The 25,729-nt window shown below is 35.8% G+C and carries 20 protein-coding genes and 1 riboswitch; of the genes, 18 read left to right on the top strand and 2 right to left on the bottom strand.

The window, feature by feature from the left end:
- Positions 1-85 precede the first annotated feature (85 nt).
- Positions 86-195, top strand: a riboswitch (TPP riboswitch).
- Positions 196-317: 122 nt separating this feature from the next.
- From tenA to MKX67_RS13130, 4 genes are all read left to right on the top strand, one after another.
- Positions 318-1,007 (top strand): thiaminase II, encoded by a 690-nt coding sequence (gene tenA / locus MKX67_RS13145; protein WP_095373668.1) that lies wholly within the window; start codon positions 318-320, stop codon positions 1,005-1,007.
- 300 nt (positions 1,008-1,307) lie between these two features.
- Positions 1,308-2,588, top strand: coding sequence for an MFS transporter (locus tag MKX67_RS13140; RefSeq protein WP_307313499.1), 1,281 nt, complete (start codon positions 1,308-1,310; stop codon positions 2,586-2,588).
- 298 nt (positions 2,589-2,886) lie between these two features.
- On the top strand, positions 2,887-5,019 hold the full coding sequence (locus MKX67_RS13135) for a penicillin-binding protein 2 (RefSeq protein ID WP_307313502.1): 2,133 nt from the start codon (positions 2,887-2,889) through the stop codon (positions 5,017-5,019).
- A gap of 578 nt (positions 5,020-5,597) precedes the next feature.
- The gene (locus tag MKX67_RS13130) at positions 5,598-6,413 is read left to right on the top strand and encodes a hypothetical protein (RefSeq protein WP_224938395.1); all 816 of its coding nucleotides are present in this window, start codon (positions 5,598-5,600) and stop codon (positions 6,411-6,413) included.
- 43 nt (positions 6,414-6,456) lie between these two features.
- Here the strand turns inward: MKX67_RS13130 and MKX67_RS13125 are convergent, their stop codons facing one another.
- Both MKX67_RS13125 and MKX67_RS13120 read right to left on the bottom strand, forming a co-directional pair.
- Positions 6,457-6,627, bottom strand: coding sequence for an aspartyl-phosphate phosphatase Spo0E family protein (locus MKX67_RS13125; protein ID WP_095373048.1), 171 nt, complete (start codon positions 6,625-6,627; stop codon positions 6,457-6,459).
- Between the two features lie 346 nt (positions 6,628-6,973).
- Positions 6,974-8,350, bottom strand: coding sequence for an aspartate aminotransferase family protein (locus MKX67_RS13120; RefSeq protein ID WP_307313509.1), 1,377 nt, complete (start codon positions 8,348-8,350; stop codon positions 6,974-6,976).
- 223 nt (positions 8,351-8,573) lie between these two features.
- Between MKX67_RS13120 and MKX67_RS13115 the strand changes: the two genes are divergently transcribed.
- From MKX67_RS13115 to MKX67_RS13050, 14 genes are all read left to right on the top strand, one after another.
- Positions 8,574-9,440, top strand: a complete 867-nt coding sequence (locus MKX67_RS13115) for a MurR/RpiR family transcriptional regulator (RefSeq protein ID WP_233435235.1) — start codon at positions 8,574-8,576, stop codon at positions 9,438-9,440.
- Between the two features lie 12 nt (positions 9,441-9,452).
- Complete coding sequence (locus MKX67_RS13110) at positions 9,453-10,238, top strand: SDR family oxidoreductase (protein WP_095373050.1); 786 nt, start codon at positions 9,453-9,455, stop codon at positions 10,236-10,238.
- Positions 10,239-10,350: 112 nt separating this feature from the next.
- Complete coding sequence (gene htpG, locus MKX67_RS13105) at positions 10,351-12,237, top strand: molecular chaperone HtpG (RefSeq protein ID WP_342488297.1); 1,887 nt, start codon at positions 10,351-10,353, stop codon at positions 12,235-12,237.
- Positions 12,238-12,529: 292 nt separating this feature from the next.
- Positions 12,530-12,928 carry a VOC family protein gene (locus MKX67_RS13100; protein ID WP_095373052.1) on the top strand — a complete coding sequence of 133 codons (399 nt, stop codon included), beginning with the start codon at positions 12,530-12,532 and terminating at the stop codon, positions 12,926-12,928.
- Between the two features lie 704 nt (positions 12,929-13,632).
- Positions 13,633-15,000, top strand: a complete 1,368-nt coding sequence (locus tag MKX67_RS13095; protein ID WP_307313514.1) for an NAD(P)-dependent oxidoreductase — start codon at positions 13,633-13,635, stop codon at positions 14,998-15,000.
- 19 nt (positions 15,001-15,019) lie between these two features.
- Complete coding sequence (gene preA, locus MKX67_RS13090) at positions 15,020-16,306, top strand: NAD-dependent dihydropyrimidine dehydrogenase subunit PreA (protein WP_342488296.1); 1,287 nt, start codon at positions 15,020-15,022, stop codon at positions 16,304-16,306.
- Between the two features lie 24 nt (positions 16,307-16,330).
- Positions 16,331-17,740, top strand: coding sequence for a dihydropyrimidinase (hydA, locus tag MKX67_RS13085; RefSeq protein WP_307313519.1), 1,410 nt, complete (start codon positions 16,331-16,333; stop codon positions 17,738-17,740).
- Positions 17,741-17,832: 92 nt separating this feature from the next.
- The gene (locus tag MKX67_RS13080) at positions 17,833-19,305 is read left to right on the top strand and encodes an NCS1 family transporter (protein WP_180316961.1); all 1,473 of its coding nucleotides are present in this window, start codon (positions 17,833-17,835) and stop codon (positions 19,303-19,305) included.
- Between the two features lie 13 nt (positions 19,306-19,318).
- A complete protein-coding gene (locus MKX67_RS13075) occupies positions 19,319-19,531 on the top strand; it encodes a hypothetical protein (RefSeq protein ID WP_095373056.1) in 213 nt (70 codons plus the stop codon).
- A 21-nt stretch (positions 19,532-19,552) separates the two neighbouring features.
- Positions 19,553-20,782, top strand: coding sequence for a Zn-dependent hydrolase (locus tag MKX67_RS13070; protein ID WP_322909465.1), 1,230 nt, complete (start codon positions 19,553-19,555; stop codon positions 20,780-20,782).
- A 442-nt stretch (positions 20,783-21,224) separates the two neighbouring features.
- A complete protein-coding gene (locus MKX67_RS13065; protein WP_095373058.1) occupies positions 21,225-21,998 on the top strand; it encodes a 2,3-dihydro-2,3-dihydroxybenzoate dehydrogenase in 774 nt (257 codons plus the stop codon).
- A 21-nt stretch (positions 21,999-22,019) separates the two neighbouring features.
- The gene (locus MKX67_RS13060; protein WP_342488294.1) at positions 22,020-23,180 is read left to right on the top strand and encodes an isochorismate synthase; all 1,161 of its coding nucleotides are present in this window, start codon (positions 22,020-22,022) and stop codon (positions 23,178-23,180) included.
- Between the two features lie 20 nt (positions 23,181-23,200).
- Positions 23,201-24,817, top strand: a complete 1,617-nt coding sequence (locus tag MKX67_RS13055; RefSeq protein WP_328197957.1) for a (2,3-dihydroxybenzoyl)adenylate synthase — start codon at positions 23,201-23,203, stop codon at positions 24,815-24,817.
- Positions 24,818-24,832: 15 nt separating this feature from the next.
- Positions 24,833-25,717, top strand: a complete 885-nt coding sequence (locus tag MKX67_RS13050; protein WP_095373061.1) for an isochorismatase — start codon at positions 24,833-24,835, stop codon at positions 25,715-25,717.
- Positions 25,718-25,729: the final 12 nt, after the last annotated feature.

The following is a 25,729-nucleotide window of genomic DNA, read 5'->3' as shown; positions in this document are numbered from 1 at the left end:
GAGAAGCTTGACATTGCTCAATTCCTAAACTTGCAGTTGACATTTATTGATAAGATGATAACATAACTTTGAAAGCATAATTGAATAAATCCACTAGGGGTGCCTTTAAAAGGCTGAGATTAAAGTGCAATAACTTTAAGACTCTTAGAACCTGATCTGGTTGATACCAGCGTAGGGAAGTGGCGTATATCAATTTAGTTAACGTTATAACTATAACTAAATGAATGATGTATACAGTAACCACTTTCTTATAGGAAGTGGTTTTTCGCTTTTCTGGATTTTTTATGCTCGATAAAAAAAGAGAAGAGGTAGAAATGATGACAACAAAAGAAACGTTTACACAATCGTTAAGGAAAGAAGTACATGATATATGGGAAGCGAATTTTGAACACCCTTTCGTTAAAGGAATTGCTAAGGGAGATTTACCAATTGAGTGTTTCCGCTTTTATGTGTTACAAGATTCTTACTATTTATCACATTTTGCTCGTGTGCAAGCAATCGCTGCTTCTAAAGCAGAGAATTTATATATGACCTCAAGAATGGCCTCGCATGCGCAAGGTACCTATGAAGCTGAACTAGGGTTACATAACAAATTTATGGAGGTATTAAAAGTTTCTGAAGAAGAGTTAAACCAGTTTAGACCCGCTCCTACTGCCTATGCATATACATCCCATTTATATCGTGTAGCAGAGACAGGCACAGTTGGCGAGGTCATCGCTAGTTTGCTTCCGTGTTATTGGATTTATTATGATATTGGGCAGAGCTTTAAAGGGGCAAAACCAAAAGAAGAAATCTATCGTACCTGGATTGATACATACGGTGGAGAATGGTTTGTTAAACTTGTACTGGAACAAATTCATCATCTTGATCGGCTTGCTGAAATTGCATCTGAAACAGAAAAAGAAAAAATGAAAATGGCATTTACCATTAGCTGTCAATATGAGTTAGCTTTTTGGGAAATGGCTTATACCCAAGAAAAGTGGTTAAGTGATAAAACATATGCATAAAACTTCATAAATGAAAGCGGGAATAGTGTTAACAGAATAAGGTTAGTTCATACTAACTCAATTCTGTTAACATCATACCCTTTATAATCGTTGTAATATCAGGTTTGTTATGCAATTAAGACAGTTTGCCATATCGGATTTTCCTAAAAAAGAAGTTAGATCTTCACCAACTACTCATCTAGTCAATAGAAATGACTTCTACTTCTCCACCCTCATAGACATATAAACTTCCTATATATATATAAAGACAATAAGCGTATAATGAGAGACGAATGTTAAATTGAGGAAGGCGTTTAAATAATGAATAAACAACAAAGTAAGTACAGATGGGTTGTATTTGGTGTTTTACTTTTAGCCTATTTATTTATGGTTAGTCAAAGAACAGCACCTGGTTTAATTACTGATCAATTAATGGAAGAATTTCATTTAACTGCAGCAACGATTGGGCTGATAACGAGTATTCAATTTTTTGCTTATGCTGGATTGCAAATTCCCATCGGATTATTCTCTGATAGATTTGGTCCAAATGTATTTCTAGTCGCTGGAACGCTGCTAAACGGACTAGGTACCATCCTCTATAGTTCGGTAGATAATAGTTATATGCTTATCTTTGCTAGGCTATTATGTGGAATTGGCGATGCTACTATTTGGGTCAATTTAGTTCTTGTATTGAGCATTTGGTTCAAGCAGCAGGAGTTTTCGATGCTAGTGGGATTTGCTGGAATGACAGGAAGTTTAGGTTTCTTATTGGCAACAGTTCCTTTTAGTTCGACCATTTCTCTATTAGGGTGGAGACTTCCATTTTTAATTGTTGGCATCGTAATATTCACCCTAGGTATCGGACTCTATGTTGTTTTAATAAAATATCCTAAGAAGAAATTTCAAATGGAAGAAGAAAAAAATCAAAAAGAAACAAATGAACCGTTATTAGTCATCATAAGAAGATTACTAGTCAATCGCCAAGCTTGGGCGACATTCCTTTGTCATTTTGGTGTAGTAGGCACATATATTGGCTTTATTGGCTCTTGGGCTGTTCCCTATGGTATGGACATTTACGGTTTATCAAGATCAAGTGCAAGTGAAGTAATTATGTACGGCTTATTTGGTGCCATTATCGGAGCGCCATTAACAACCTATCTATCTACTTTTTTTGACAGTGTCAAATTACCGTATGTTATCGTGCAGTTGCTGTCGGTTTCTGCTTGGATCACACTAGTATTGCTGGGTGGAGAGCCACCGTATTTATTATTCATTCTTTTATTCGTGATCATAGGCTATGCAAATGGTGCGAGTGCTCTAACCTTTACAGTTGTTAGACAGTCCTTTCATATAAAGGAAGTGGGGCTTATTTCCGGTTTCGCCAATACGGGTGGCTTTCTTAGCGCAGTGTTGCTGCCAGCTCTTTTTGGGAAAGTATTGGACCATTTTGCTAATTTTGACCTTACAACCGCTTATCAATATGGACTCTATATTCCTTTAAGCTTTGCGATTATTGGGTTAATTGGAGTATTCATGTTATATGAGCCAGTAGTATATCGTCAAAAACTACAAATGAGTCAAATGAAAAAATCGGTTGGTTAACAATCGATTTTTTTATTTAGCTAATAAAAATGAAGAACAATCATCACTTAAAAGGCAGTCAAGTGGATACCTGATTTGATCACCATCTACCGTCCTTTTTAGAAAATGTTACTGAAAGTGTAAAATTGATCTTTTTTTATCAAATATTTCTTCATAACAATTGAAAAAATTGGATATTTGTTGTAAGATAGGTTATATTATTAATCTAATTTTAATAGATAATATATTTTTGAAATATAATAGTTACATATAGTAATAATTAAGAACATTCATACTTTGATGATTGGTTGTGTTGATGATGGCGGGAGAGCAGAAAAGAAAGAAAAGAAATAAAAAAATGGTTTTTCGGATTAATTTAATGTTTTTTGCAGTATTTATCCTCTTTTCGATTCTAATCTTCCGCTTAGGTATTGTTCAAATTGTTTACGGGGAGAATTATAAAAAAGAGATTGAACGGGAAGTGGAGGTGCCAGTAGCAAGCACGGCACCTAGGGGGCAGATCTATGATAGTAAAGGTAGACTGGTTGTAGGGAATAAGCCTCAATTAGCCATAAGTTATACTCGCTCTCAATCTACAACTCAAGAAGAAATGATTCAGACATCAGAGCTTTTAGCGAAAATGATTAAAAAAGACACGGAAGAAGACTTGAAGGCGATTACGGAAAGAGATAAACAAGACTTTTGGATAATAAAGTATCCGAATGAAGCAGCAGAAAAAGTATCGGATAAAGAAAAAGATGAATTGCAAGCAAGTGATATGTCAGCAAAAGAAGTAGATGAAGAAATATATAAACGAACGCGGGAACGAATAACAGAAGAAGAACTGAATGCTTTTAAGAAGGATGAACTAGAAGTTTTAGCGATATTTCGAGAAATGGCAAGTAGTCGAATGTTGACACCTCATTTTATTAAGAACAAAAATGTTAATGAAGATGAATTTGCTCTTGTTAGTGAGAATCTTCATTTACTACCTGGTATTGATACAACGGTAGACTGGGAACGTTATAATGCTTTAAAGGACGAAGATGGAGAAGTAACATTAAGTTCTGTACTTGGAAATGTTTCAAGTTCAAAAGAGGGCTTGCCTAGTGAAATGCTCGAATATTATCAATCTAAAGGTTATAGTCGCAATGATCGTGTCGGCAAGAGTTATTTAGAATTGCAATACGAGTCTGTTTTACAAGGGCAAAAGAAAATCATGAAAAATTACACAGATAAAACGGGTGAAGTAACAAAGCAAGATGTGGTAAGAGAAGGACAAGCAGGAAAAGACCTTGTCTTAACAACTGATATCGAATTCCAACAAGAGGTAGAAAAAATCATTGAAAAGCATGTTCGAAGTCTGAGGGGAAGTAATTACTATTTAGATCGTGGCTTCGTTTCAGCGATGAACCCACAAACAGGTGAGGTTCTCGCAATGGCTGGCAAACAATTTGTCAAAGATGAAAAAACTGGTGAAACAGAAGTCATGGATTACGCCTTAGGTAATATGACAAGTCAATATTCAATGGGTTCCACTATAAAAGGCGCAACAGTGTTAGCAGGTTACGAAGAAGGAGTAATCTCACCTTGGAGTGTTTTGGTAGATAGACCTTTGTATTTTGACGGAACACAACCTAAACGATCTTGGAATACGGCAGGATTTGGTGCCATTAATGATCTAACGGCCCTTAGGAAATCTTCAAATGTTTATATGTTTCTAATAGCGATGAGAATTGGTGGACAACAAGAATACATTCCGCGAGGTAAACTACGTATTGATAAAGATGAAGGTATTAGAAAGTTACGATATAATTTTCACCAGTTCGGTCTTGGGGTGAAAACGGGTATCGACTTACCAGGTGAAGTAACAGGACAATCACCAATTCCTCCTAATGGAGGGAATACACTTGATTTTGCCATTGGACAATTCGATACTTATAGTCCGCTACAATTGGCGCAATATGTATCAACGATAGCAAATGGTGGTTACCGTATGCAACCACAGATTGTGAAGGAAATTCGTGAACCGAATCTTGAGAATAATCAACTTGGTGCGGTTTATAAATCCATTGAGCCGAATGTTTTGAATAAAATTACGATGAAGGATGCATGGATTGAACATGTACAAGATGGGTTTATCCAAGTAGTCAACCATCCGCAGGGAACAGCAAATAGTGGGATTACAAATAAAAAGTATAAGATTGCAGGTAAAACAGGAACAGCCCAAGCTTACTACGGGGGGCCGCTTAAGGTGCAATCGAATCCAGATACTTGGAATTTAACCTTTGTCGGGTACGCGCCGTATGATAATCCTGAAATTGCCATTTCAGTTGTCATTCCATGGTTGTCTTCAGATAAATCCAAGATTAACCTTCATATTGCTGATGAGGTATTTGATGCTTATTTTAAAATGAAGACTAAAAAAGGCGAAGAAAATGAAGAACTTTAAATAAAATAGAATAGAGCTTTTCATATGCACCCCCGAAGTCTAACGCTCGGGGTGTTTTTTTATGGTGACATATGATGAATCTTTTAAGCAAAAAAATACTCTCTCTCTCTTGCTAGTGAAGGTGGTTATGTAGTTGGAATCCGTAGTAAAACGAATGTAAGATAATGGGGTAAATAATTTAAGAGAGGGTGGTTCCCTTAGAAGGACTAACAAAACAGGCCATCCAGTTTAATTTAAGGTAGATGTCTTACACGAGAAATTGAAACAGGAGAATCTTTTGACTCAGTTGTTTTTAAAATTTGGCATTCGAAATGAATAAAAATGAAGAAAGTGAGTGTAAATGCATTCAACTCTTTTCATTTTAAAAAAATTGGTTCTGTTTTTCTGATTATACCTTGTTCTTTTTCCTTATAATAACAATAAATATTTAGAAATTTTAATAATAATATTTCTTGAAAAATTTTATTGTATTTTTTTACAAAAATGCTATGATATTAATAGTTTTATATTCTTTTAAATACATTTTTTAACATCTGTAATACGGAAAAACTAATTGAATAATGAAGGTGAATGAATCAATGAAAATTGTTTCTTTTAATGCATTTCGCACGATTGGTATGCCCAATGTGCACTATATAAAGCCAGAACATATGTTTAAAGAAATAGATGCAATAAAGCAAGCTGACATCGTGTTATTTCCTGAAACGTGGCAAGTACCGTCACTTGTGTATGGGTTGAAGAAAAAGATTTTTCCTAGCATAGAAACAATGCAGCTAGGTTTTAGTAAAATTGAAATGACAAGGGCCCTTTGGTCGGTGAGTCCTGAGCATGCTCCCTATACTGAAATCCTTGCTAATACAAGGAGCAATATTGAGTATGTTTTAGATACTTTTCCCTTTCCTTTTGTAGCAAAAGAATCACGAAACTCTATGGGAAAAGGTGTTTTCCTCATCCAATCGAGAGAAGACTTTCTAACGTATTGTGAGAAAGTGGACGCTTTATATATCCAAGAATATTTACCGAATGATGGAAAAGATTTACGTATATGTGTGGTTGGGAATGAAGTATTGGGCGCCTATTGGAGAGTGGGACTAGAAGGAGAGTTTCTTCATAATATTGCACAAGGTGGAGAACTATGTGCCGATTTTATTCCCCAAGAAGCTATCGACCTTGTGTTAGATATTGCCGGTCAATTAGGTATTAATCACGCAGGGTTTGATGTCATGGTGAGCGAAGGGAAATACTATATTATCGAATTTAATGTGTTATTTGGGAATCAAGGATTAAATAAACTAGGAAAATCAGTTGAACAAACGATTTATCAATATTTATTATCACAATTTCTACCACCATTCCCAACATCGCCGACACCAGGAAATAAAGTTGTCTCTTAATGGTAAAAGCCTAATTTCTTTCCGTAGGAAACTAGGCTTTTACTTATTTATTAACTGCGTACTTTTCTTTTTGTACCATATTGATTAAGAGGTCGAGTTCCTCGCTTATTTGAATAGTGAACGGGTCTGATAGGCCAAAAATATCCCCGATAATTAAAAGCATTTCTCTTGTATCTTTTATCTGACTTTCAATATCTATAGAAGTTACCTGCATCTGTCATTACCTCGAATTCAAAATATCATAACTAATTACATTATCACATATTTTTACATATTATACAATCAATAGTTATCTGATTAAGTCATAACAGAGCTGCAGTTTTTATAGCCTGAATCAAAATGCTATAAATCTAGTAAAAGGATAAATGGTGTCATTCGCAGAATTCTACTTTCGTCTAGCACGAGAGGAAAAAGAATGAAAAAGAGAGAAAATTTAATAAATCATTGATGAGCATCAGATGGTGATAGAGAACGATAAATAGGTAAATTATGAATAGCACAAACAAAAACTAATTTTTAGGAGTTTTTGTTTGTGCTTATTCACTGGAAACAATTAATGATTATAAATCTTGTAAAGCTTTTTCGAATATCTCTAAGGTTCTATTAATTTCTAAATCAGTGTGTGCTGTAGATAGGCTGAAACGATTCATTGGTTTTGTATATAAACCATTAATTAATAATAATAGATCTAATCTTTTACGTAAGGAAAAATTCGCTTGCTGTAAGTCGCGATAATTCCATACTTCTTTATCAGTAAATACGATGTTAAAAATGGAACCGAGTCCAATGGTTTGCATCGCTAATCCTTTTCTATCAAAAAGACTTGTTAGTTCTTGTTTTAAACGATGTGTTCTAGCTATAACAGTAGAGATTTCATTTTGTAATACGTCAATGGTTGCCATCCCTGCAGCAAGGATTGAAGGGTGACCATTATATGTCCCGCTATGGAAAAGAACATCTTTGGCACTGGAGTTCTTACCTGTACTATGGTCAAAAACATCTGAGAAGGTAGAAGGGGCACAACACATCATAATCTCTTCTTTACCTCCAACCATACCAACAGGAAAACCTCCTCCAACTACTTTACCTAACGTTGTTACATCAGGTGAAATATGATAAATGGATTGTGCACCACCAAGCCCCAATCTAAAGCCGGTTTTTACTTCATCAAAGATTAAAACAATACCTAAGTCTTCCGTTATTTTTCTTAATCCAGTCATAAATTCTTGTGTAGCAGGGATAAAGCCACTTTGAGCAGGTTCTAAAATCACAGCTGCTACCTCATCTTTATGCTTTGTCAAAATTTCTGCTGTTGCTTCCAAATTATTAAAAGGTAAAACAATCGTATGAGTTTGGTGATAGGGGTCAACACCTTTAGATTCAATTAAAGCATTTGGTTCTGATGCTGGACCTGCTTGATCTACTTTTGGATTAACACTAATAAGCATTTGATCATATCCGCCATGGTAATGACCTTCAAACTTAGCAATCTTATATTTACCAGTGTAAGCATAGGCTAATCTTATTGATAATAAAGTTGCTTCAGTACCTGAGTTTGTATATCTAAGTTTTTCCATCGAAGGATAGAGTGCTTGTAATTTTTTTGCCATTTCGAGTTCAAGTTGATGAGGCGTCCCGAATAAATGTGTACCATTCACTTGCATTTGGTCAGCTAATGCTTTTTGCACTTTTGGGTGACCATGACCAAGCATTAAAGAGCCATAAGATAATAAGTAATCGATGTATTCATTGCCATCAATATCGAATAAATAAGCGCCACTACCCCTTTGCATAACAATTGGGTATGGATCAAAGTACTTAATATTTGCTGTTACACCGCCTGGCATATAGCTTTGGGCATCTAAAGAGAATTGATATGATTTACTCGTTTTTGCTTTTAATTGTTCGTGTACATCATCTAATGAACTTGTTTTCACTGTATTTTTCACCTCTATAATGAAATGTATATTTCATATTTATTAATATAAGAAATATATAGAACATGATACGCTGAAAAAACCTATTTGTGAAGTGTTAATTTCATTTTTAATAAAAATGAAATAAATAATTCATTAATGGTTATACAGATTATCAATTTTTAAGCTTTTCACGTATAATAAAATGTATGAGAAAGAAATCTGTTAATTTTGAAGAAAAGGTATGACTTACAAAATGGAGAATATCGAAAAGTTAATCACGGATCAATATCCGATAATGAGTAAATCTCAAAAGAAAATTGCTACATACATGTTAGATCATAAAAATGAAATTCCATTCTTAACTGTCGCTAAACTAGCCAAATCTACGAAAGTTAGTGAAGCTACTGTTGTTAGATTTGCCGTTTTTCTTGGATTTACTGGTTACTCTGATCTACAGCAATATATGCAAAGCTCTATCCAAAAACAACTCACTACAACAGAGAGATTGAGAATGTCATCAGATGTGTATGAACACGAAAGAGAAGGGGTTGTCTCTCTGTTCCAGGATGATATGGCTAACATTCAATTGACGATGGAAAAGTTAGATGAACAACAATTTATGAGAGCAGCACAATATATATTAGAGGGAAGAAGAATATACATCAGTGCCAATCGTAGTGCTCGGTCATTAGGTGTATTTCTGCAATATTATTTAAATATCATCCTTGGACATAGTGAATTAATCGGTGCTGCTGACACTGTATCTGAACAGTTATTTAAGTTGGATGAGCATGATGTAGTGATTGGTATCAGCTTTGCTCGTTATTCAATGAATACAATTGAACAAGTGCAATATGCAAAAGAACATGGAGCAAAAGTGATTGCTATTACTGATCATTTAACGTCACCATTAGTGCCATATGCAGACGTAGTATTAACTGCTTCTAGCAAGCTTCCAACGTTTATCGACTCCTTTACCGCACCACTTAGTTTAATTAATGCTTTAATTGTTTATTTAGGGAAAGAGCGGACAGAAGTTGTAGAAGAAAGATTAGAGAAGTTAGAAGACTTATGGGAGCGGTTTGATATATTTTATAGAAAGAAATAGGAGGAGTAGTCGATGGATTTAAAAATAAAAGGTAAAGTAGCTTTAGTATTAGCTTCCAGTCAAGGTTTAGGAAAGGCGATTGCCCTTGAATTAGCTAAGGAAGGCGCCAAAGTAATGATTTCGAGTAGAGATGAAAGTAAACTACAAGTCGTACAACAGGAGCTAAAATCAAGTGGTTTCATGGAAGTGGAGTACCAAGCGTGTGATATTACAAAACAGGAAGATATTACAGAACTTGTTCAAAAGACAAAAGCTACATATGGAACCATTGATATCCTTATCAATAATGCTGGAGGACCTCCTGGTGGCGGATTTGAGGATTTATCGGATGATGACTGGTATCGTTCGTTCGAATTAAATTTACTTAGCTACGTACGAACGATCCGAAGTGTATTGCCTGAAATGAAGAAACATGGCGGGAAAATCATCAATATTGCTTCCACATCTATTAAACAACCAATCCCAGGTTTATTATTATCTAATACATTTCGCTTAGGAATTGTTGGTTTGACTAAAACGCTTGCTGATGAATTGGCTCCGCATCAAATATTAATCAATACGGTTGCACCAGGTAGAATAGCAACAGATCGTATTGACTATCTTGATCAATTAACGGCTAATAGAAAGGGGATTTCGAAAGAAGAAGTGCAAAAAGCATCAGTACAATCGATCCCGTTAGGTCGTTATGGCACGCCTGAAGAATTTGCTCAATTTGTCACTTTCCTATGTTCAGATATTAATACTTACGTAACGGGTTCTTCTATTTTAATAGATGGCGGAATGGTGCGTTCTTTATAAATATTAACTATTGACTGGGAAAAAAGAGGATATTAAAATAGTATTAGCACTCTATAAGATAGAGTGCTAATTTAGTCTTTGAAAAATTCATGATAAAGGAGAGACTGTGAAGATGGCAGAAAAAATTCAATTCCAAGCTGAATCGAAACGATTGCTTGATATGATGGTACATTCTATTTATTCACAAAAAGAAGTGTTTTTACGTGAATTAATTTCTAATGCAAGTGATGCAATTGATAAGATTTATTATAAGGCGTTGACTGACGACCAACTTGTTTTCGAACAAGACGATTATTACATAAAGGTGATTCCTAATAAGGAAACACGCACATTAACCATTATTGATACAGGTATCGGAATGACAAAAGAAGAACTAGAAAATAATCTAGGTGTCATTGCTAAAAGTGGTTCCCTTGCTTTTAAATCAGAGAATGAAGCAAAAGATGGTCATGATATTATCGGGCAGTTCGGTGTCGGATTTTATGCAGCATTTATGGTAGCAGACGAGGTAAAAGTATTGTCCAAGGCGTTGCATAGTGACCAAGCTTATCTTTGGGAATCTCAAGGAGCCGATGGATATACTATTGTGGAAACAAAGAAAGATCAAGTAGGTACAACCATCATACTTAAATTAAAAGAAAATGAAGAAGAAGAGAACTTTGATGATTTTCTTGATGAATATCAATTAAAATCAATTATTAAGAAATATTCTGATTTCATTCGTTATCCAATCAAAATGGATGTCACAACGAGTAAACCGAAAGAAGATAATGACAAAGAATTTGAAGAGATCATAGAAGAACAAACCATTAATAGCATGGTTCCAATTTGGCGTAAGAACAAAAATGAATTAACGGATGAAGATTATCAAAACTTCTATCAAGAGAAACGGTATGGGTTTGATCAGCCATTAAAGCATGTGCATGTAAGTGTCGATGGATCCATCCGATATAATGCCATTCTTTTTATCCCAGAAAATCGTCCATTTGATTATTACTCTCAAGAATATCAAAAAGGGTTAGAGTTATACTCAAATGGCGTGTTAATTATGGAGAAATGCCCAGACTTATTACCTGATCATTTCAGCTTTGTTAAAGGGATGGTCGATTCTGAAGATTTATCCTTAAATATTTCAAGAGAAATTCTCCAGCATGACCGTCAATTAAAATTGATTGCCAAAAATATTAATAAGAAAATTAAAAGCGAGTTAAAAACATTATTGAAAAATGAACGTGAACAATATGAGAAGTTCTATGAATCATTCGGTCGCCAAATCAAGTTTGGTGTGTACAATGAGTTTGGTACACATAAGGATTTATTAAAAGATTTACTATTGTTCTATTCGTCCAAAGAGAAAAAACTAGTAACATTAGATGAATATATAAGCAGAATGCCAGAAGAGCAAAAATATATTTATTATGCTACAGGTGATTCAATTGATCGTATTGACAAGTTACCACAAACAGAAATCGTAGCCGATAAAGGATATGAAATTCTTTATTTTACAGAGGATATTGATGAATTTGCAATTAAAATGCTTGTTAATTATGAAGAAAAAGAGTTTAAGTCAGTATCTAGTGGAGATTTAGGAATTGATGCGGAAGGCAAAGAAGAAGACAATGAAGATGAAGTAAAAGAAAATAAAGAAATATTAACGAAAATGTCAGAAATACTTACTGGTAAAGTAAAAGAGGTCCGTGCATCCAAACGACTAAAATCTCATCCTGTTTGTTTATCAGCTGATGGTGAAGTAACCATTGAAATGGAAAAAGTATTAAGTATGATGCCAGATAATCAAAATGTCAAAGCAGATAAAGTACTTGAACTGAATATCCACCATTCTGTCTTCAATAGTATCCAAGCTGCATTTAATAATAATGATGATGAAAAATTAGCTTTATATACCAATTTACTTTATAACCAAGCATTACTTATTGAAGGCTTATCTGTGGAAGACCCGGTAGCGTTCACAAATGATATCTGTAAGGTAATGCAATAATCTCCTTTGAAATAATTTTTTCAACATTAGGCCCGATCGATTATTCGGGTCTATTTTAATTTACGCCGTTTCCGATTATTTTGGGTTAACTTCATCGTGGTTAAGGAAGCATTTCAATTTGTAAGAAGGGGTAAATGTACTTTCAAAGGAACAATTAGTGCTTGTTAAAGCTATTAGAAATGACTTGTTTCCAGGAAATTGATAAGCTTATTATACGTTAAAATCGTTTTCATAGTGATAACGGAAAGTACAAGATGTATTATATTTAATTTTACATTTAGGAGGGATATAAATGATTTTTGAAATGACTACTCAAGTTAGAGTTGCCAATATTGAAGAAGGGCAAAAGTGGTATGAAACACTGCTTAATAAGAAGCCTGATTTTACTCCACATGAGGGGTTCGCTGAGTGGGAACTCATTCCTGGATGTTGGTTGCAGGTCGCAGAAGGAACTCTTTCCGAGGGTAACGGACCTCTGCGTTTAGGAGTTACTAATATTGAGGCTGAAAGAGACAGACTTATAGAAGTTTTAAAAATCAATAGGTTTGAAATACATTCAAGACCTGAAGTACCAGTGAAATGGGGAACTTTCACAGACCCATGGGGAAATCGACTTGGTTTTTTCGAATACTTAGATAAGGGAGAAGAGCAAGAACGTATTAAAACGATCAAAGGAACAATAAAAGTTTGAAAAAGTCTGGTAAGAAAGGGAACAACGAGAGAGGTTCTCTTTCATTTATGTAAAAAACAACAAGGTCACGAAAAACAGTGTTAATTTAAAGTAGATCAATAATTAAGAAATAGGTATATACCTAATAAACATAAGAAGTCTGTAAAAAATGATCTTTGAAAAACACTTGCTTTGTATGAGCTCACTACTGTTTTCGTTTTTCCATACAGAAAAAATAAATAGAAATAACATTATAGTGAATTGCAAAGTCCTTTCCACTCGTATCCTCTTAAAAAAACATCTCTAGGGTCTTGTAAAGGCTCTCCCTAATAATTCTTTACATTAATATTTAAGGTTTATGATTCTATTTCTTACAAGATCTTAAAACAAGCATTATTCAATTATTATTTGTGAGACATAATAAATTGCGTCGGCTTGCCATTTAAGGATAGAAAAGAACAATAATATTTACAGGGTATGTAAGGATAAATAACATTTGAAAATTAGAAAGAAAAAACTATTTGGAACAAGTATTAAGTGAAGCGCTTACAAACCTTTGCTTTTTACATTTTGACAAGCAAGACTAGTGAACTATTTTACGAATTGTATAATGATTAATCGATTAGAACACAGTAAAATGATTATAAGATTCTAACAATTCAGTTTAATTAATGTTAGAAAAACTAACATTCAAAGATGCTATCTTTTAAGGAGGTTACTCTATAGTGAAAAGCGACCGAAAAGAGACATTAGCAACACTAAAGCTGAACTTTGAAGAAGTAGAACCGCCTTTTTCTAAGCATGATGCACTGGATGAGGCCAATCGATGTTTGTATTGTTATGATGCTCCTTGTATTCAAGCGTGTCCAACGGGAATTGATATCCCTAGTTTTATTAAAAAAATTGCCACAGATAATTTATTTGGATCTGCAAAAACAATTATGTCTGCTAATCCTGTAGGAGCTAGTTGTGCGCGCGTTTGCCCGACAGAAGAACTTTGTGAAGGCGCATGTGTACTCAATCATTCTACTAAACCTATTTTAATAGGAAATTTACAAAGGTATGCAACGGACTGGGCAATTAAGAATGAAGCGACCCTGTTTCATGCTGGAAAGCCAAATGGAAAGAAAGTAGCTATTATAGGAAGTGGTCCTGCCGGTTTATCAGCAGCCAGAGAATTAGCAAGAATGGGTTATAAAGTGACGATTTACGAAGCAGAAAGTGAAGCGGGAGGATTAAATACTTACGGAATCGTCTCATTTAGATTACCGCAGAATATATCTTTTTGGGAAGTAGAACAAGTAAAAAAATTGAATGTAGAAATTGTTACAAATACGAGGGTAGGGGTAGATATCTCTGCTAAAGAAATTCTGGAACAAAATGATGCTGTTGTTTTAGCCATTGGTATGTCATCTGTACCAGAATTGGGCATTCTTGGTGAAGACTTAAATGGCGTTCATGATGCGATTGAATTTGTAAAAGAAACAAAGACAGCACCAATTCATGATGACTTATACAAAAAAAAGGTAGCAGTAATCGGGGCTGGTAATACGGCTATCGATGCTGCAACTTGTTCAGTTAGATTAGGAGCGGATAATGTCAAAATTTTATATAGAAGAACGTTGGCTGAGATGACTGCTTATGATTTTGAATATGAATTTGCAAAGCAGGATGGTGTCGAATTTCGATGGTTAACAGCTCCGGTTGAAATTTTAGGAGATGAGGAAGGGAAAGTTACAGGTATTAAATGTGTCAAGATGACTTTATCGGAACCTGGTGAAGATGGAAGGAGACGTCCTGTACCCTTAACTAATTCTGAATTTACGATTGAAGTAGATGCAGTGATTAAAGCGATCGGACAAAGTCGTTATATTGATTTAATAGAACAATTTGAAATTAGTCACGATGGTGGTGTTGTGACAATAGATAGTGAAAGCTTTCAAACATCTAACAGTAAGGTATTTGCCTGTGGAGATTGTATATTTGGTAAAGGACAAGGTGAAGCAATGGTTGTGTCTGCTGCACAACAAGGAAAAGCGAGTGCTATAAGCATCCACCGCTCTCTATTAAAAGAAACGATAGAAACTGCTTAAATATCTTGGAGGTGAAATAATGGCAGATTTAAGTACAAATATAGCTGGAATTAAATCCCTAAATCCATTTTGGTTAGCTTCAGCTCCGCCAACCAATTCAGGTTATCAAGTACAGCGCGCCTTTGAAGCTGGGTGGGGAGGTGCAGTTTGGAAAACATTAGGTGACCCCATTTTAAATGTTTCTTCACGTTTTGCAGCAGTGAGTTTTAATGGTCAAAAAGTAGCAGGGTTTAATAATATTGAGTTAATTACTGATCGACCGTTGGAAGTAAATCTGAGAGAAATCTATGAAACAAAAAAGAAATATCCTAATCATGCAATTATTGCTTCGTTGATGGTCGAACCGAAACAAGAAAAATGGCATGAAATTGTCAAGAAGGTGGAAGAAGTGGGTGTCGATGGACTTGAATTAAATTTCGGTTGTCCGCATGGGATGGCTGAAAGAGGAATGGGAGCAGCCTCAGGTCAAGTACCAGCACTTGTTGAGCAACAAACTTATTGGGTAAAAGAAGTAGCGAAGACACCGGTAATCGTGAAACTAACACCAAATATCACCGATATAACTGCAACAGCTGAGGCGGCGGTTAATGGTGGAGCAGATGCAATTAGTATGATTAACACGATTAATAGTTTAGCAGGTGTAGATATTGAAACGTGGAATACCATTCCGCATGTTGGAGGGAAGGGTGCCCACGGTGGCTATTGCGGACCTGCAGTGAAACCAATTGCTCTAAATATGGTTGGAGAATGTGCCCGTAATAGTAGAATTGGTGTGCCAATCTCAGGAATTGGTGGGATATCTAATTGGCAAGATGCTGTGGAGTTTATGCTCATGGGTTCAACAAGCGTACAAGTTTGTACAGCGGCCATGCATCATGGCTTCCGCATCGTAGAAGATATGATTGATGGCCTGAGTTATTATTTAGATCGTAAAGGGATCGCTTCGGTAAATGAAATCATCGGTAAGTCTGTACCGAGATATTCTGATTGGGGCGATTTAGATCTAAACTATCAAATTGTCGCACACATTAATAATGATGTTTGTATTAATTGTAATAAATGCCATATTGCCTGTGAAGATACCTCCCATCAATGTATTGATATGCTGACCGGAACTGATGGTAAGCCTTATCTCCAAGTTCGCGAAGAAGATTGCGTCGGTTGTAATTTATGTTCGATTGTTTGTCCTGTAGATGGAGCAATCGATATGGTCGAAAAACGAAATGAACTACCACCTATGACTTGGAATGAAAGGCAAGAAGCCATTGCAAATATAAGCTATGTTGCAAATAGTACAGCGAAGTAAAAGAGTGAGAAAGGGTGGTTACTTATGAAAAAAATCATAAAAAATGGAGTAATTGTTACAGCAACAGATACTTACAAAGCAGATATCCTAATTGAAGATGAAACAATTATGCAAATCGGAGAGAATATTCAAGAGAGTGGTGCGGAAGTCGTTGATGCAAAAGGACATTATGTCTTCCCAGGTGCGATTGACCCCCATACTCACTTAGACATGCCTTTTGGTGGAACGGTCACTAAAGATGATTTTGAAACGGGTACAAAAGCTGCCGCATTTGGTGGAACAACTACGATTGTTGATTTTTGTTTAACGACAAAAGGGAAATCACTCAGTAGCGCGGTTGAAACTTGGCATCAAAAATCAAAAAATAAAGCGGTCATTGACTATGGTTTTCACTTGCAAATTGTTGAGAGCAGTGACGCTGTATTAGCAGAGATACCGAAAATGGTTGAGGAAGAAGGCATAACTTCATTAAAAGTATTTATGGCTTATAAAAATCAATTCCAAGCAGATGATGAGACCCTATATAAAACTTTACTTGCCGCTAAAGAACTTGGGGCACTTGTCATGGTGCATGCTGAAAATGGTGATGTGATTGATTATTTAGTAAAAGACGCATTAGCAAAAGGAAATACTGACCCTATTTATCATGCTTTAACTCGTCCCCCTGAAGCAGAGGCAGAAGCAACAGGTAGAGCTGCAACACTTACCGGACTTGCTGGATCCCAATTATATGTCGTGCATGTATCGTGTGCAGATGCGGCTAAAAAAATAGCTGAAGCTAGAAGTCAAGGTATTGATATCTGGGGTGAAACCTGTCCGCAATATTTGGTCTTGGATCAAACCTATTTGGAGAAACCAGATTTTGAAGGAGCTAAATATGTTTGGTCACCGCCATTAAGAGAAAAATGGAATCAAGATCATTTATGGAATGCGTTAAAGACAGGTCAATTACAAACGCTCGGATCTGATCAATGTTCTTTTGATTTTGTTGGTCAGAAAGACTTAGGAAAAGGTGATTTTTCTAAGATTCCAAATGGTGGTCCATTAATTGAAGATCGCGTAAGTATTTTATTTTCAGAAGGTGTGAAAAAAGGGAGATTATCGCTTAATCAATTCGTAGAGATTACTTCAACCCGTGCAGCTAAATTGTTTGGATTATATCCGAAAAAGGGTACGATAGCTGTTGGCGCTGATGCTGATCTTGTTATCTATGATGGCAATGTCGAAAGGACGTTGTCGGCTAAAACGCATCATATGGCAGTTGACTACAATCCTTTTGAAGGCATGAAAATTACAGGAGAACCTATTTCAGTGTTATCTAGGGGTAACTTTATCATCAAAGATAAACAATTTGTAGGAGAAGCAGGTCAGGGTAAATTTATTAAGCGTGCTAAATACGGAGAAACATTAGAAAAACTACCAACAATGATTTAACTTTTATTGCGCCCTGCTGAAATGATTTCAGCAGGGTATCCAACTTCAAGAACTTTACTAAATGTGTTGTTCATATTAAGGGGGTGTCCATATTGGAGAAGAAAGATAATTATTTAAAATCACCGGACCTAATGCCAATTGGTTATAAGGAAAGGAAAATTGGTACCTTTGGTTTTGCAGTTATTTGGATTGGTATGGCGATTGTGCTAGCAGCATTTGCTATTGGTGGTGGCGGAATTGTTCATTTATCGCTTCCTATGGTTCTGTTAGCAACCATTATCGGCTCAGTGGTCATTGGGATATTGATGTCCTTAATTGGTGATATTGGTGTGGAACATGGACTTTCTTTTCCTGTATACATGCGGGCGCCGTTTGGAACAATTGGCACACATATTCCTTCGGTTGTTAGGGGGATAACTGCTTCATGTTGGTTTGGCATAAACACTTATTTTGGTGCTTCCGCTATAAACGGGATACTTAATCTTCTTTTTGGCTTTGATCAGTGGTTCGTATGTTTTATTCTTTTTGCTGCTGCACAATTAGTCAATACAGCATTAGGGATTAAATCGATTGAAAGGTTTGCTGATTTAGCTGCCCCTATTATTATTATAATCTCATGTTGGATGTATATTACATTATCAGATAATGCAACAAGCCAAGGTAAAGATGTCTGGACCTGGGTGGAAAATCCTGCGACAGGTGTAACTGCTTTTACAGCTTTTATGGTTGTTATTATGGCAAATATGGGCTTTTGGGCTACCCTTGCAGCAGATATGCCAAGCTTATCAAGATTCTTTAAAGCCCCAAGAAATGAGAGGAATTGGTTTAAACGCAATAAATCTCAGTTAATTGGTAATATCATCGTGATGCCAATTGTGAATACATTCATGATTGCGATTGGCGCTGTATCATATATGGCAGTTAGCACATCAGATCCAATTGTGGCATTACAAGAATCAGCTAGTGGTTTTATTTTAGGCATTCTTCTATTAATGATTGTTTTAGCACAGTGGTCTACAAATACTTCGGCCAACATTATACCAGCAGCAACTGTTTTCTCTAATGTAGGCGGGCCGAAAGTACCTTTTTGGGTAGGGGTCATTTTTGCAGGAATCATTGGTACTCTTGCGCAGCCATGGAGCTTGTTTGATGTGCTTAATCAAGCGCTATTAGTCATTGGGGGAATCCTAACATCTATCGTTGGTATATTATTTGCTGATTATTATTTATTAAGAAAAAGAAGAGTAAATGTGCCAGCATTATATGAGAATGAAGGGCAATTCAAATATTTTGCAGGTTTTAATGGTGCTGGACTAATTGCTTGGATTGTCGGGGGGATATGTGCAAATCTATTGTCTACTTACTCTTCCATTGTAGGTTTTGTCGTTGGAGCCGTTCTCTATTATGTTTTAGCGAAGTACTGGTGGTTTAAAAAATACAAGCAAAGCGAAATGAATGATCCTAGTGATGAGAAATACTTGGGAATTACAGTCGGAAGAGATTGGGTTTTATCTATTGATGAACAGGAAATAGTAAATACTAAAGTCAAAGAAAAAGTCCAATAAAGGAGATGGTCAAATGTCTGAGCACATTGAATATATGAAAGAAAAAACAAGCATTGATGTCCTGTTAAATAACGGTTATACAATTAAAAGCATTACAGAGAATTTAAGTGGTGCCTTTGTGGAGTTTGAGAGAATTACAGGTTCAACGATTTACTCTGAAACGTTACACATATTAACAGCTGATGCACGCAAGTATTTTTCTGTCCATTTAATTAATCGTAAATAAGTAGTTGAAGGAGATGACATTTTGGAGAAACAAAAAGTAAGGATTAATAGTGAGAGATTAACAGAAACGATTGAACATTTCGCGAATTTTGGTAGGACAGAGAATAATGGTGTAACAAGATTAGCTCTATCAGAAGAAGATCGTTTAGCACGAGAATATTTTAAAACCTGCTGTGAAGCACTGAAAATGGAAGTAAAAACTGATGATATGGGTAATATGTATGCTCTCTTACCAGGTTTAGAAGAGCGTCCACCGGTGGTCATCGGTTCCCACCTTGATTCAGTAAAATGCGGAGGTCGTTTCGACGGTGTTTTAGGGGTAATTACAGGTTTAGAAATTGTGAGAACACTTGTTGACAATAATATTACACCTAAGATTCCTATTATGTTAGTTAATTTTACGAATGAAGAAGGTGCTAGATTTGAACCTTCAATGATGTCCTCCGGAGTTTTAAGTGGAAAGTTCGATAGTGAAAAGATGCTGAACAAAAAAGATGCTGATGGCAAGGTCTTTAAAGAAGAGTTGGCGAAGATCGGTTTCAATGGCTCTGAAGCCAATAGATTAAAAGAAGCGTATGCCTTTTTAGAGCTACATATTGAACAAGGGCCGGTTCTTCAGCATGAAGAGTTGAAGATTGGTGTAGTTGACTGTGTAGTAGGGATGGTCTGTTATGAAATTAAAATCGTAGGTGACTCTAATCATGCGGGCACGACGCCTATGCATTTACGTAAAGATGCACTATTTACAACCAATAACTTTATTCAAGATATTAGAAATGAATTAAGTAGTTTACCAGATGACCTCGTATTTACTATGGGAAGACTAGATGTTTCTCCTAATGTTCATACGGTTATTCCAAATGAAGTAATCTTTACTATAGAAGCAAGGCATAAGGAACCTGAAGTAATGGCAATTGTAGAAGAAAAAATAAAAAAAGTACAAGAAACCGTAAATAGTGAAGGATGTACTGTATCCATTGAAAAACTCTGGGATCGCTCGACCGTCCATTTTGATAATGAAATGGTTCAATTACTAGAAAGTGTGACAAAAGAACAGAGATTACCATATAAAAAAATGGCCAGTGGTGCAGGGCATGATGCTCAGTTTATCGCAAGTATGATTCCTACTGCTATGTTATTTGTACCTAGTATAAATGGAAAAAGCCATAGCGAAGATGAATTTACTCCATATAACGATTGTGCAGCAGGTGTCAATGTAATGTTAGAGGCTGTATTGGAACTTGTAAAATAAAAGAATGAACAAAGAAACGAACTTAACAGTGACATTCACTTAGAGTTCGTTTCTTTTTTATCTGGAGTTTAATAGAAAATAAAGTTTTTTTAAAAGAAAAATGAATGAATTTCCAAAAAAGCACCTGTATTTTTTACTATAGATATTTAAATAACTTTTCCTACATTTATAAAATTTTTTGGTTCAATCGATCGTTATTCAATCCTTAATTTTCCATTAAAAACAAATCAATCCGATAAAAAACCATTCGTTTTCACCGAAATAGAATTTTTTTCCTCCTTGACGAATATTAGGAATCTATACTATTGTTAATATTGTGATGTGATAATGAGAATCATTATCATTACAAGCGGATTTTTTTTCTAACAATCTAAGAAAGAAATGAACGCTTTCTTTTTTAATTTTAATTGAGAATGATTATCTGTTGAGAAAGGGTGTTCTGATGCTTAAAGGAAAAGTTGCAGTCATCTCAGGTGCAGCAAAAGGAATGGGTGCCGCTTTAGTCAAGCGTCTCTGTTTTGAAGGTTGCCAAGTGGTTGGGTTAGATATCGAAGCAGAAAAACTAAAACAACTATCGGAAGAGTTATCAAACCGGGATCAAACATTTGAAGGCTACATCTGTGATGTATCAAATAAAGCACATGTAACAGATACGATACAACTAGTAATAGAAAAATATAAAACGATTGATATTCTTGTCAATGTTGCTGGAGTGATATCAGTAAATCCGATTCAATCTATGACAATGGATGAATGGGAACATACTTTTTCTATTAATACAAATGGAGTATTTTATCTATCCCAAGAAGTGAGTAAAGTGATGATTGCCAAACAATCTGGGGCAATTGTTACAGTTAGTTCAAACGCAGCATCTGTACCGAGAACATCTATGTCAGCGTATTGTGCATCAAAAGCTGCTTCTCTCATGTTTACAAGATGTTTAGGGTTAGAGCTTGCAAAATACAATATACGTTGCAATATTGTTTCGCCAGGTGCCACTGACACAGATATGCAAAGAGACTTCTGGAAGGACGGTGCTATTGAGCAAGGAATTAAGGGTGTTCAAGAAGAATATCGCGTAGGTATTCCATTACAAAGGATTGCCACTCCGGAAAATATTGTTGATTCGATTCTTTACCTCGTTTCAGATCAGGCAAGTCATATCACTATGAATAATATTGTGATAGATGGTGGAGCGAGCTTAGGTGCACAATGACGAAAAAAGAGGTGAATATTAATGGCGATATTACAAGAAAAAAGCGTCAATAAAATGGCGGATTTATATAATAATGGCGATAGTTTCCTTGGTTTTCCCACAAAACATATTTTAGCAAAGGGAAAGGAAGTTGAATTACATACGGAAGAACAGGAAGGAAAATCCTTTAGTGAACGGGTGGATTTACTTTGGCAGAAGTGTCCCCGGACATATGGACATCATGATCTGATGATAGCAGCTTTTCCTTTCGATCAAAAGGGTGTGGCAACCTTATTCATCCCTAAAGAAGTGATGTTGGAGAAATCGTTGACTAGTACAAGATATCAAGAAGGAAATCGACTCCCATTACCTAATAAGGTGAATTTTCATCCACAACCACAGGAATATATGATGATGGTCGAAAAGGCTGTAGCGAGAATAAAAAATGCAGAGCTTAAAAAGGTTGTTTTAGGCCGTTTAATGCAAATTGAGTTTAGTAAAAACGTGAATATTCGTTATGTTTTACAGAATTTATTAGCAGATAATGAAGATAAATTTAATTTTGCGGTTCATTTATCAGATGAAAAAAATACGTTGATAGGATCTAGCCCGGAATTGCTGATTAAAAAAGAGGGAGGAAAAGTGATTACCAATCCTTTAGCAGGTTCAAGACCGAGGATGGCGAACGAAGAGGATGATAAAAGAATGGCCCAAGAATTAAGTTGCTCTGAAAAAGATTTATATGAACATCGCCTTGTCGTTGAAGCGATTGAAAGAAATCTTAAGCCATATTGTCGAACACTAACTGTTCCCGCTCGACCTTCTGTTATTTCTACAAAAACGATGTGGCATCTTTCAACAAAAATAGAAGGGGAGTTGTATGACGAAGGCGTTTCATCTGTTCAATTAGCCGAGAGTATTCACCCGACACCAGCTATTTGTGGTACTCCAGCAGTTGAAGCTTTTCAATTGTTGAATGAACTCGAGCCATATAATCGTCATTATTTCACAGGGATGATTGGTTATAGTAAAAGGAACGGTGATGGAGAGTGGGCGATTTCGATTAGATGTGCAGAACTGAGTCAACGAAAAATGAAGTTATTTGCTGGAGCAGGAATTGTCGCTCAGTCAGTACCACAAGAAGAATGTGATGAAACGGCCGCAAAATTAAAAACGATGTTAAGTGCATTAGGTATTGAATAATTCATAAAGGAGAGTTGTAAATGTTACAAGGATATACACCTTGGCCAGATGAATTGGCAACAAAATATCGCTCAAATGGATGCTGGACTGGTGAAACTTTTGGTGAAGTATTAGAAAGGATGGCAACATTAACACCGACATCCATTGCACTGATTGAAGGAAATCGTAAAGTTACGTATGAAGAGTTAAATGATAGAGCCAATCGCTTAGCCCATGGATTCATCCATCTTGGGATAAAGAAGCAAGATCGAGTAGTATTGCAACTTACCAATACCATTACCTTTTTTGAAGTTTGTTTTGCGCTATTCCGTATGGGGGCTCTCCCTATTTTCTCTTTGCCATTGCATCGACAAACAGAAATTACTTACTTTTGTGAACATACAAAAGCCGTTGCTTATGTGATACCTGATGTTTTTGATAGACATGATTATGTGAAGATGGCCAGAGAAGTGAAAGGAAAAGTCAATACATTACAACATATTATTGTCGCAGGAGATGAGCAGGAGTTTTTAAACGTTGAAGCACTAATGTCTGAAGAATCTGTGAATCTACCAAATATTTCGGGTAGCGACTTAGCATTTTTCCAATTATCTGGTGGAAGTACTGGGTTGCCTAAGTTAATTCCGAGAACACATGATGAGTATTTATATAGTATTCGAAAAAGTGTAGAAATCTGTGAATTAAGTGAAAGGACGAAATATCTAGCTGTATTACCAGTAGCACATAACTTCACGATGAGTTCACCTGGTGTTTTTGGTGTCTTATATGCTGGTGGGTGCATCATTTTAAGTCCCGATCCTAGTCCAGATACGGCATTTTCATTAATCGAAAAAGAAAAAGTCAACTTTACATCACTCGTTCCTCCGCTAGCAATTATTTGGATTGAGGCAAAGAAGTCAAGAGGTTATGATCTTACTAGCTTAGAGGTGATTCAAGTAGGTGGGGCAAAATGTAGTGCTGAAGTAGCGAAAAAAGTGGGACCTAGCTTTGGCTGTTCACTACAACAAGTTTTTGGCATGGCTGAAGGATTGGTTAATTATACGAGATTAGATGATACAGATGAGAAAATCGTTTATACACAAGGGAGACCAATGTCTGAATTTGATGAGATTCGTATTGTAGATGAAGAGGATCAGTCTATTGCCGTTGGTGATACGGGCCATTTACAAGTAAGAGGACCTTACACGATAATTGCCTATTACAATGCAGAGACTCATAACGAAAAAGCATTTACTCATGATGGCTTTTATCGGACAGGAGATATTGTTAAACAAACGGAAGATGGTTATTTAATCGTAGAAGGAAGAGATAAGGACCAAATTAATCGTGGTGGAGAAAAGATTGCTGCTGAAGAGGTTGAGAATTATTTGCTCTCACATGAAGATGTATTAGATGCAGCAATTGTCAGTATGCCAGATGCATTCCTTGGTGAAAGATCTTGTGCATTTATTATCTCGCAAAACGAACAGCTGACAGGTCAAGCTTTGAAGTCGTTTCTACAATTAAAAGGAATTGCCGCATTTAAGATACCTGACCGTTTTGAATTTGTACATGAGTTTCCACAAACACCACTTGGAAAAGTAAGTAAAAAAAGCTTAAGAGAAATCATCCAAGAAAAATTAGCTACTAAAATATAAAAGGAGAGATTCCCTATGTCAATACCAAAAATCAAAACCTATCCATTACCTGAGGCAAATAGTTTACCAAAAAATAAAGTAGATTGGCAGCTTGATAATAAGCGCGCAGTACTGCTAATTCATGATATGCAAAATTATTTTATCAACTATTATGAGAATGGTTCTCAATTGATTGAGGGAGTAATTGAAAAGATTGCTCATGTAAAAGCTTATTGTCAAAGTAAAAATATACCAATTGTCTATACGGCACAACCAGGTAATCAAAAAGATGAAGACCGTGCCTTATTAACCGATTTTTGGGGGCCAGGACTAACCGAAGATGAAGCGCAAACAGGTATTGTACCTGAGTTGGCACCAACAGACAATGATACGATTCAAACAAAATGGAGATATAGTGCTTTTAAGAAATCAAATTTACTTGATCGTATGAAAGAAGATGGTCGTGATCAACTTATTATATGTGGTGTGTATGCACATATAGGTTGTTTAGCTACGGCAATGGAAGCATTTATGTATGATATCCAACCATTTCTAATTGCCGATGCAGTAGCTGATTTCTCTTATGAGGAACATGTACAGGCATTAAATTATACAGCAACTAGATGTGGGAAGGTTTTATTAACAGAAGCACTACTTCATGATTTATCAGGAAAAAACGCATCTAATCGTGCGCACAGTGAAATAAAGGCAAAAGTAGCAGAGATACTAGATATCTCCCCTAATGAAATCAAGGATGATGATGACTTAGTGAGCTTAGGGTTAGACTCCATTAGGATGATGACGTTAGTAGAAGAATGGCGAGCTGAAGGAGCAGATGTAAACTTTATGAAAATGGCATCAAATCCAACCCTACAAGCTTGGTATGAAATGTTTCCACAAACAGACGAAGTCTATTCTTAAAAGGAGGAGCAT

This window comes from Cytobacillus sp. FSL W7-1323, from assembly GCF_038595015.1.
Classification (GTDB): Bacteria; Bacillota; Bacilli; order Bacillales; family Cytobacillaceae; genus Cytobacillus; species Cytobacillus kochii.
The sequence above is the reverse complement of the archived record's forward strand: the minus strand, read 5'-3'. Positions and strand labels throughout refer to the sequence as shown.

Bases quoted from the DNA above. Each gene is read 5' to 3' on its own strand.
- MKX67_RS13130 (WP_224938395.1), top strand. From the start codon at position 5,598: ATGAAAATTGTTTCTTTTAATGCATTTCGCACGATTGGTATGCCCAAT.
- MKX67_RS13135 (WP_307313502.1), top strand. From the start codon at position 2,887: ATGGCGGGAGAGCAGAAAAGAAAGAAAAGAAATAAAAAAATGGTTTTT.
- MKX67_RS13140 (WP_307313499.1), top strand. From the start codon at position 1,308: ATGAATAAACAACAAAGTAAGTACAGATGGGTTGTATTTGGTGTTTTA.
- MKX67_RS13075 (WP_095373056.1), top strand. From the start codon at position 19,319: ATGTCTGAGCACATTGAATATATGAAAGAAAAAACAAGCATTGATGTC.
- preA (WP_342488296.1), top strand. From the start codon at position 15,020: ATGGCAGATTTAAGTACAAATATAGCTGGAATTAAATCCCTAAATCCA.
- MKX67_RS13125 (WP_095373048.1), bottom strand. From the start codon at position 6,627: ATGCAGGTAACTTCTATAGATATTGAAAGTCAGATAAAAGATACAAGA.
- MKX67_RS13110 (WP_095373050.1), top strand. From the start codon at position 9,453: ATGGATTTAAAAATAAAAGGTAAAGTAGCTTTAGTATTAGCTTCCAGT.
- MKX67_RS13050 (WP_095373061.1), top strand. From the start codon at position 24,833: ATGTCAATACCAAAAATCAAAACCTATCCATTACCTGAGGCAAATAGT.
- htpG (WP_342488297.1), top strand. From the start codon at position 10,351: ATGGCAGAAAAAATTCAATTCCAAGCTGAATCGAAACGATTGCTTGAT.
- MKX67_RS13055 (WP_328197957.1), top strand. From the start codon at position 23,201: ATGTTACAAGGATATACACCTTGGCCAGATGAATTGGCAACAAAATAT.
- tenA (WP_095373668.1), top strand. From the start codon at position 318: ATGACAACAAAAGAAACGTTTACACAATCGTTAAGGAAAGAAGTACAT.
- MKX67_RS13060 (WP_342488294.1), top strand. From the start codon at position 22,020: ATGGCGATATTACAAGAAAAAAGCGTCAATAAAATGGCGGATTTATAT.
- MKX67_RS13065 (WP_095373058.1), top strand. From the start codon at position 21,225: ATGCTTAAAGGAAAAGTTGCAGTCATCTCAGGTGCAGCAAAAGGAATG.
- hydA (WP_307313519.1), top strand. From the start codon at position 16,331: ATGAAAAAAATCATAAAAAATGGAGTAATTGTTACAGCAACAGATACT.
- MKX67_RS13115 (WP_233435235.1), top strand. From the start codon at position 8,574: ATGACTTACAAAATGGAGAATATCGAAAAGTTAATCACGGATCAATAT.
- MKX67_RS13100 (WP_095373052.1), top strand. From the start codon at position 12,530: ATGATTTTTGAAATGACTACTCAAGTTAGAGTTGCCAATATTGAAGAA.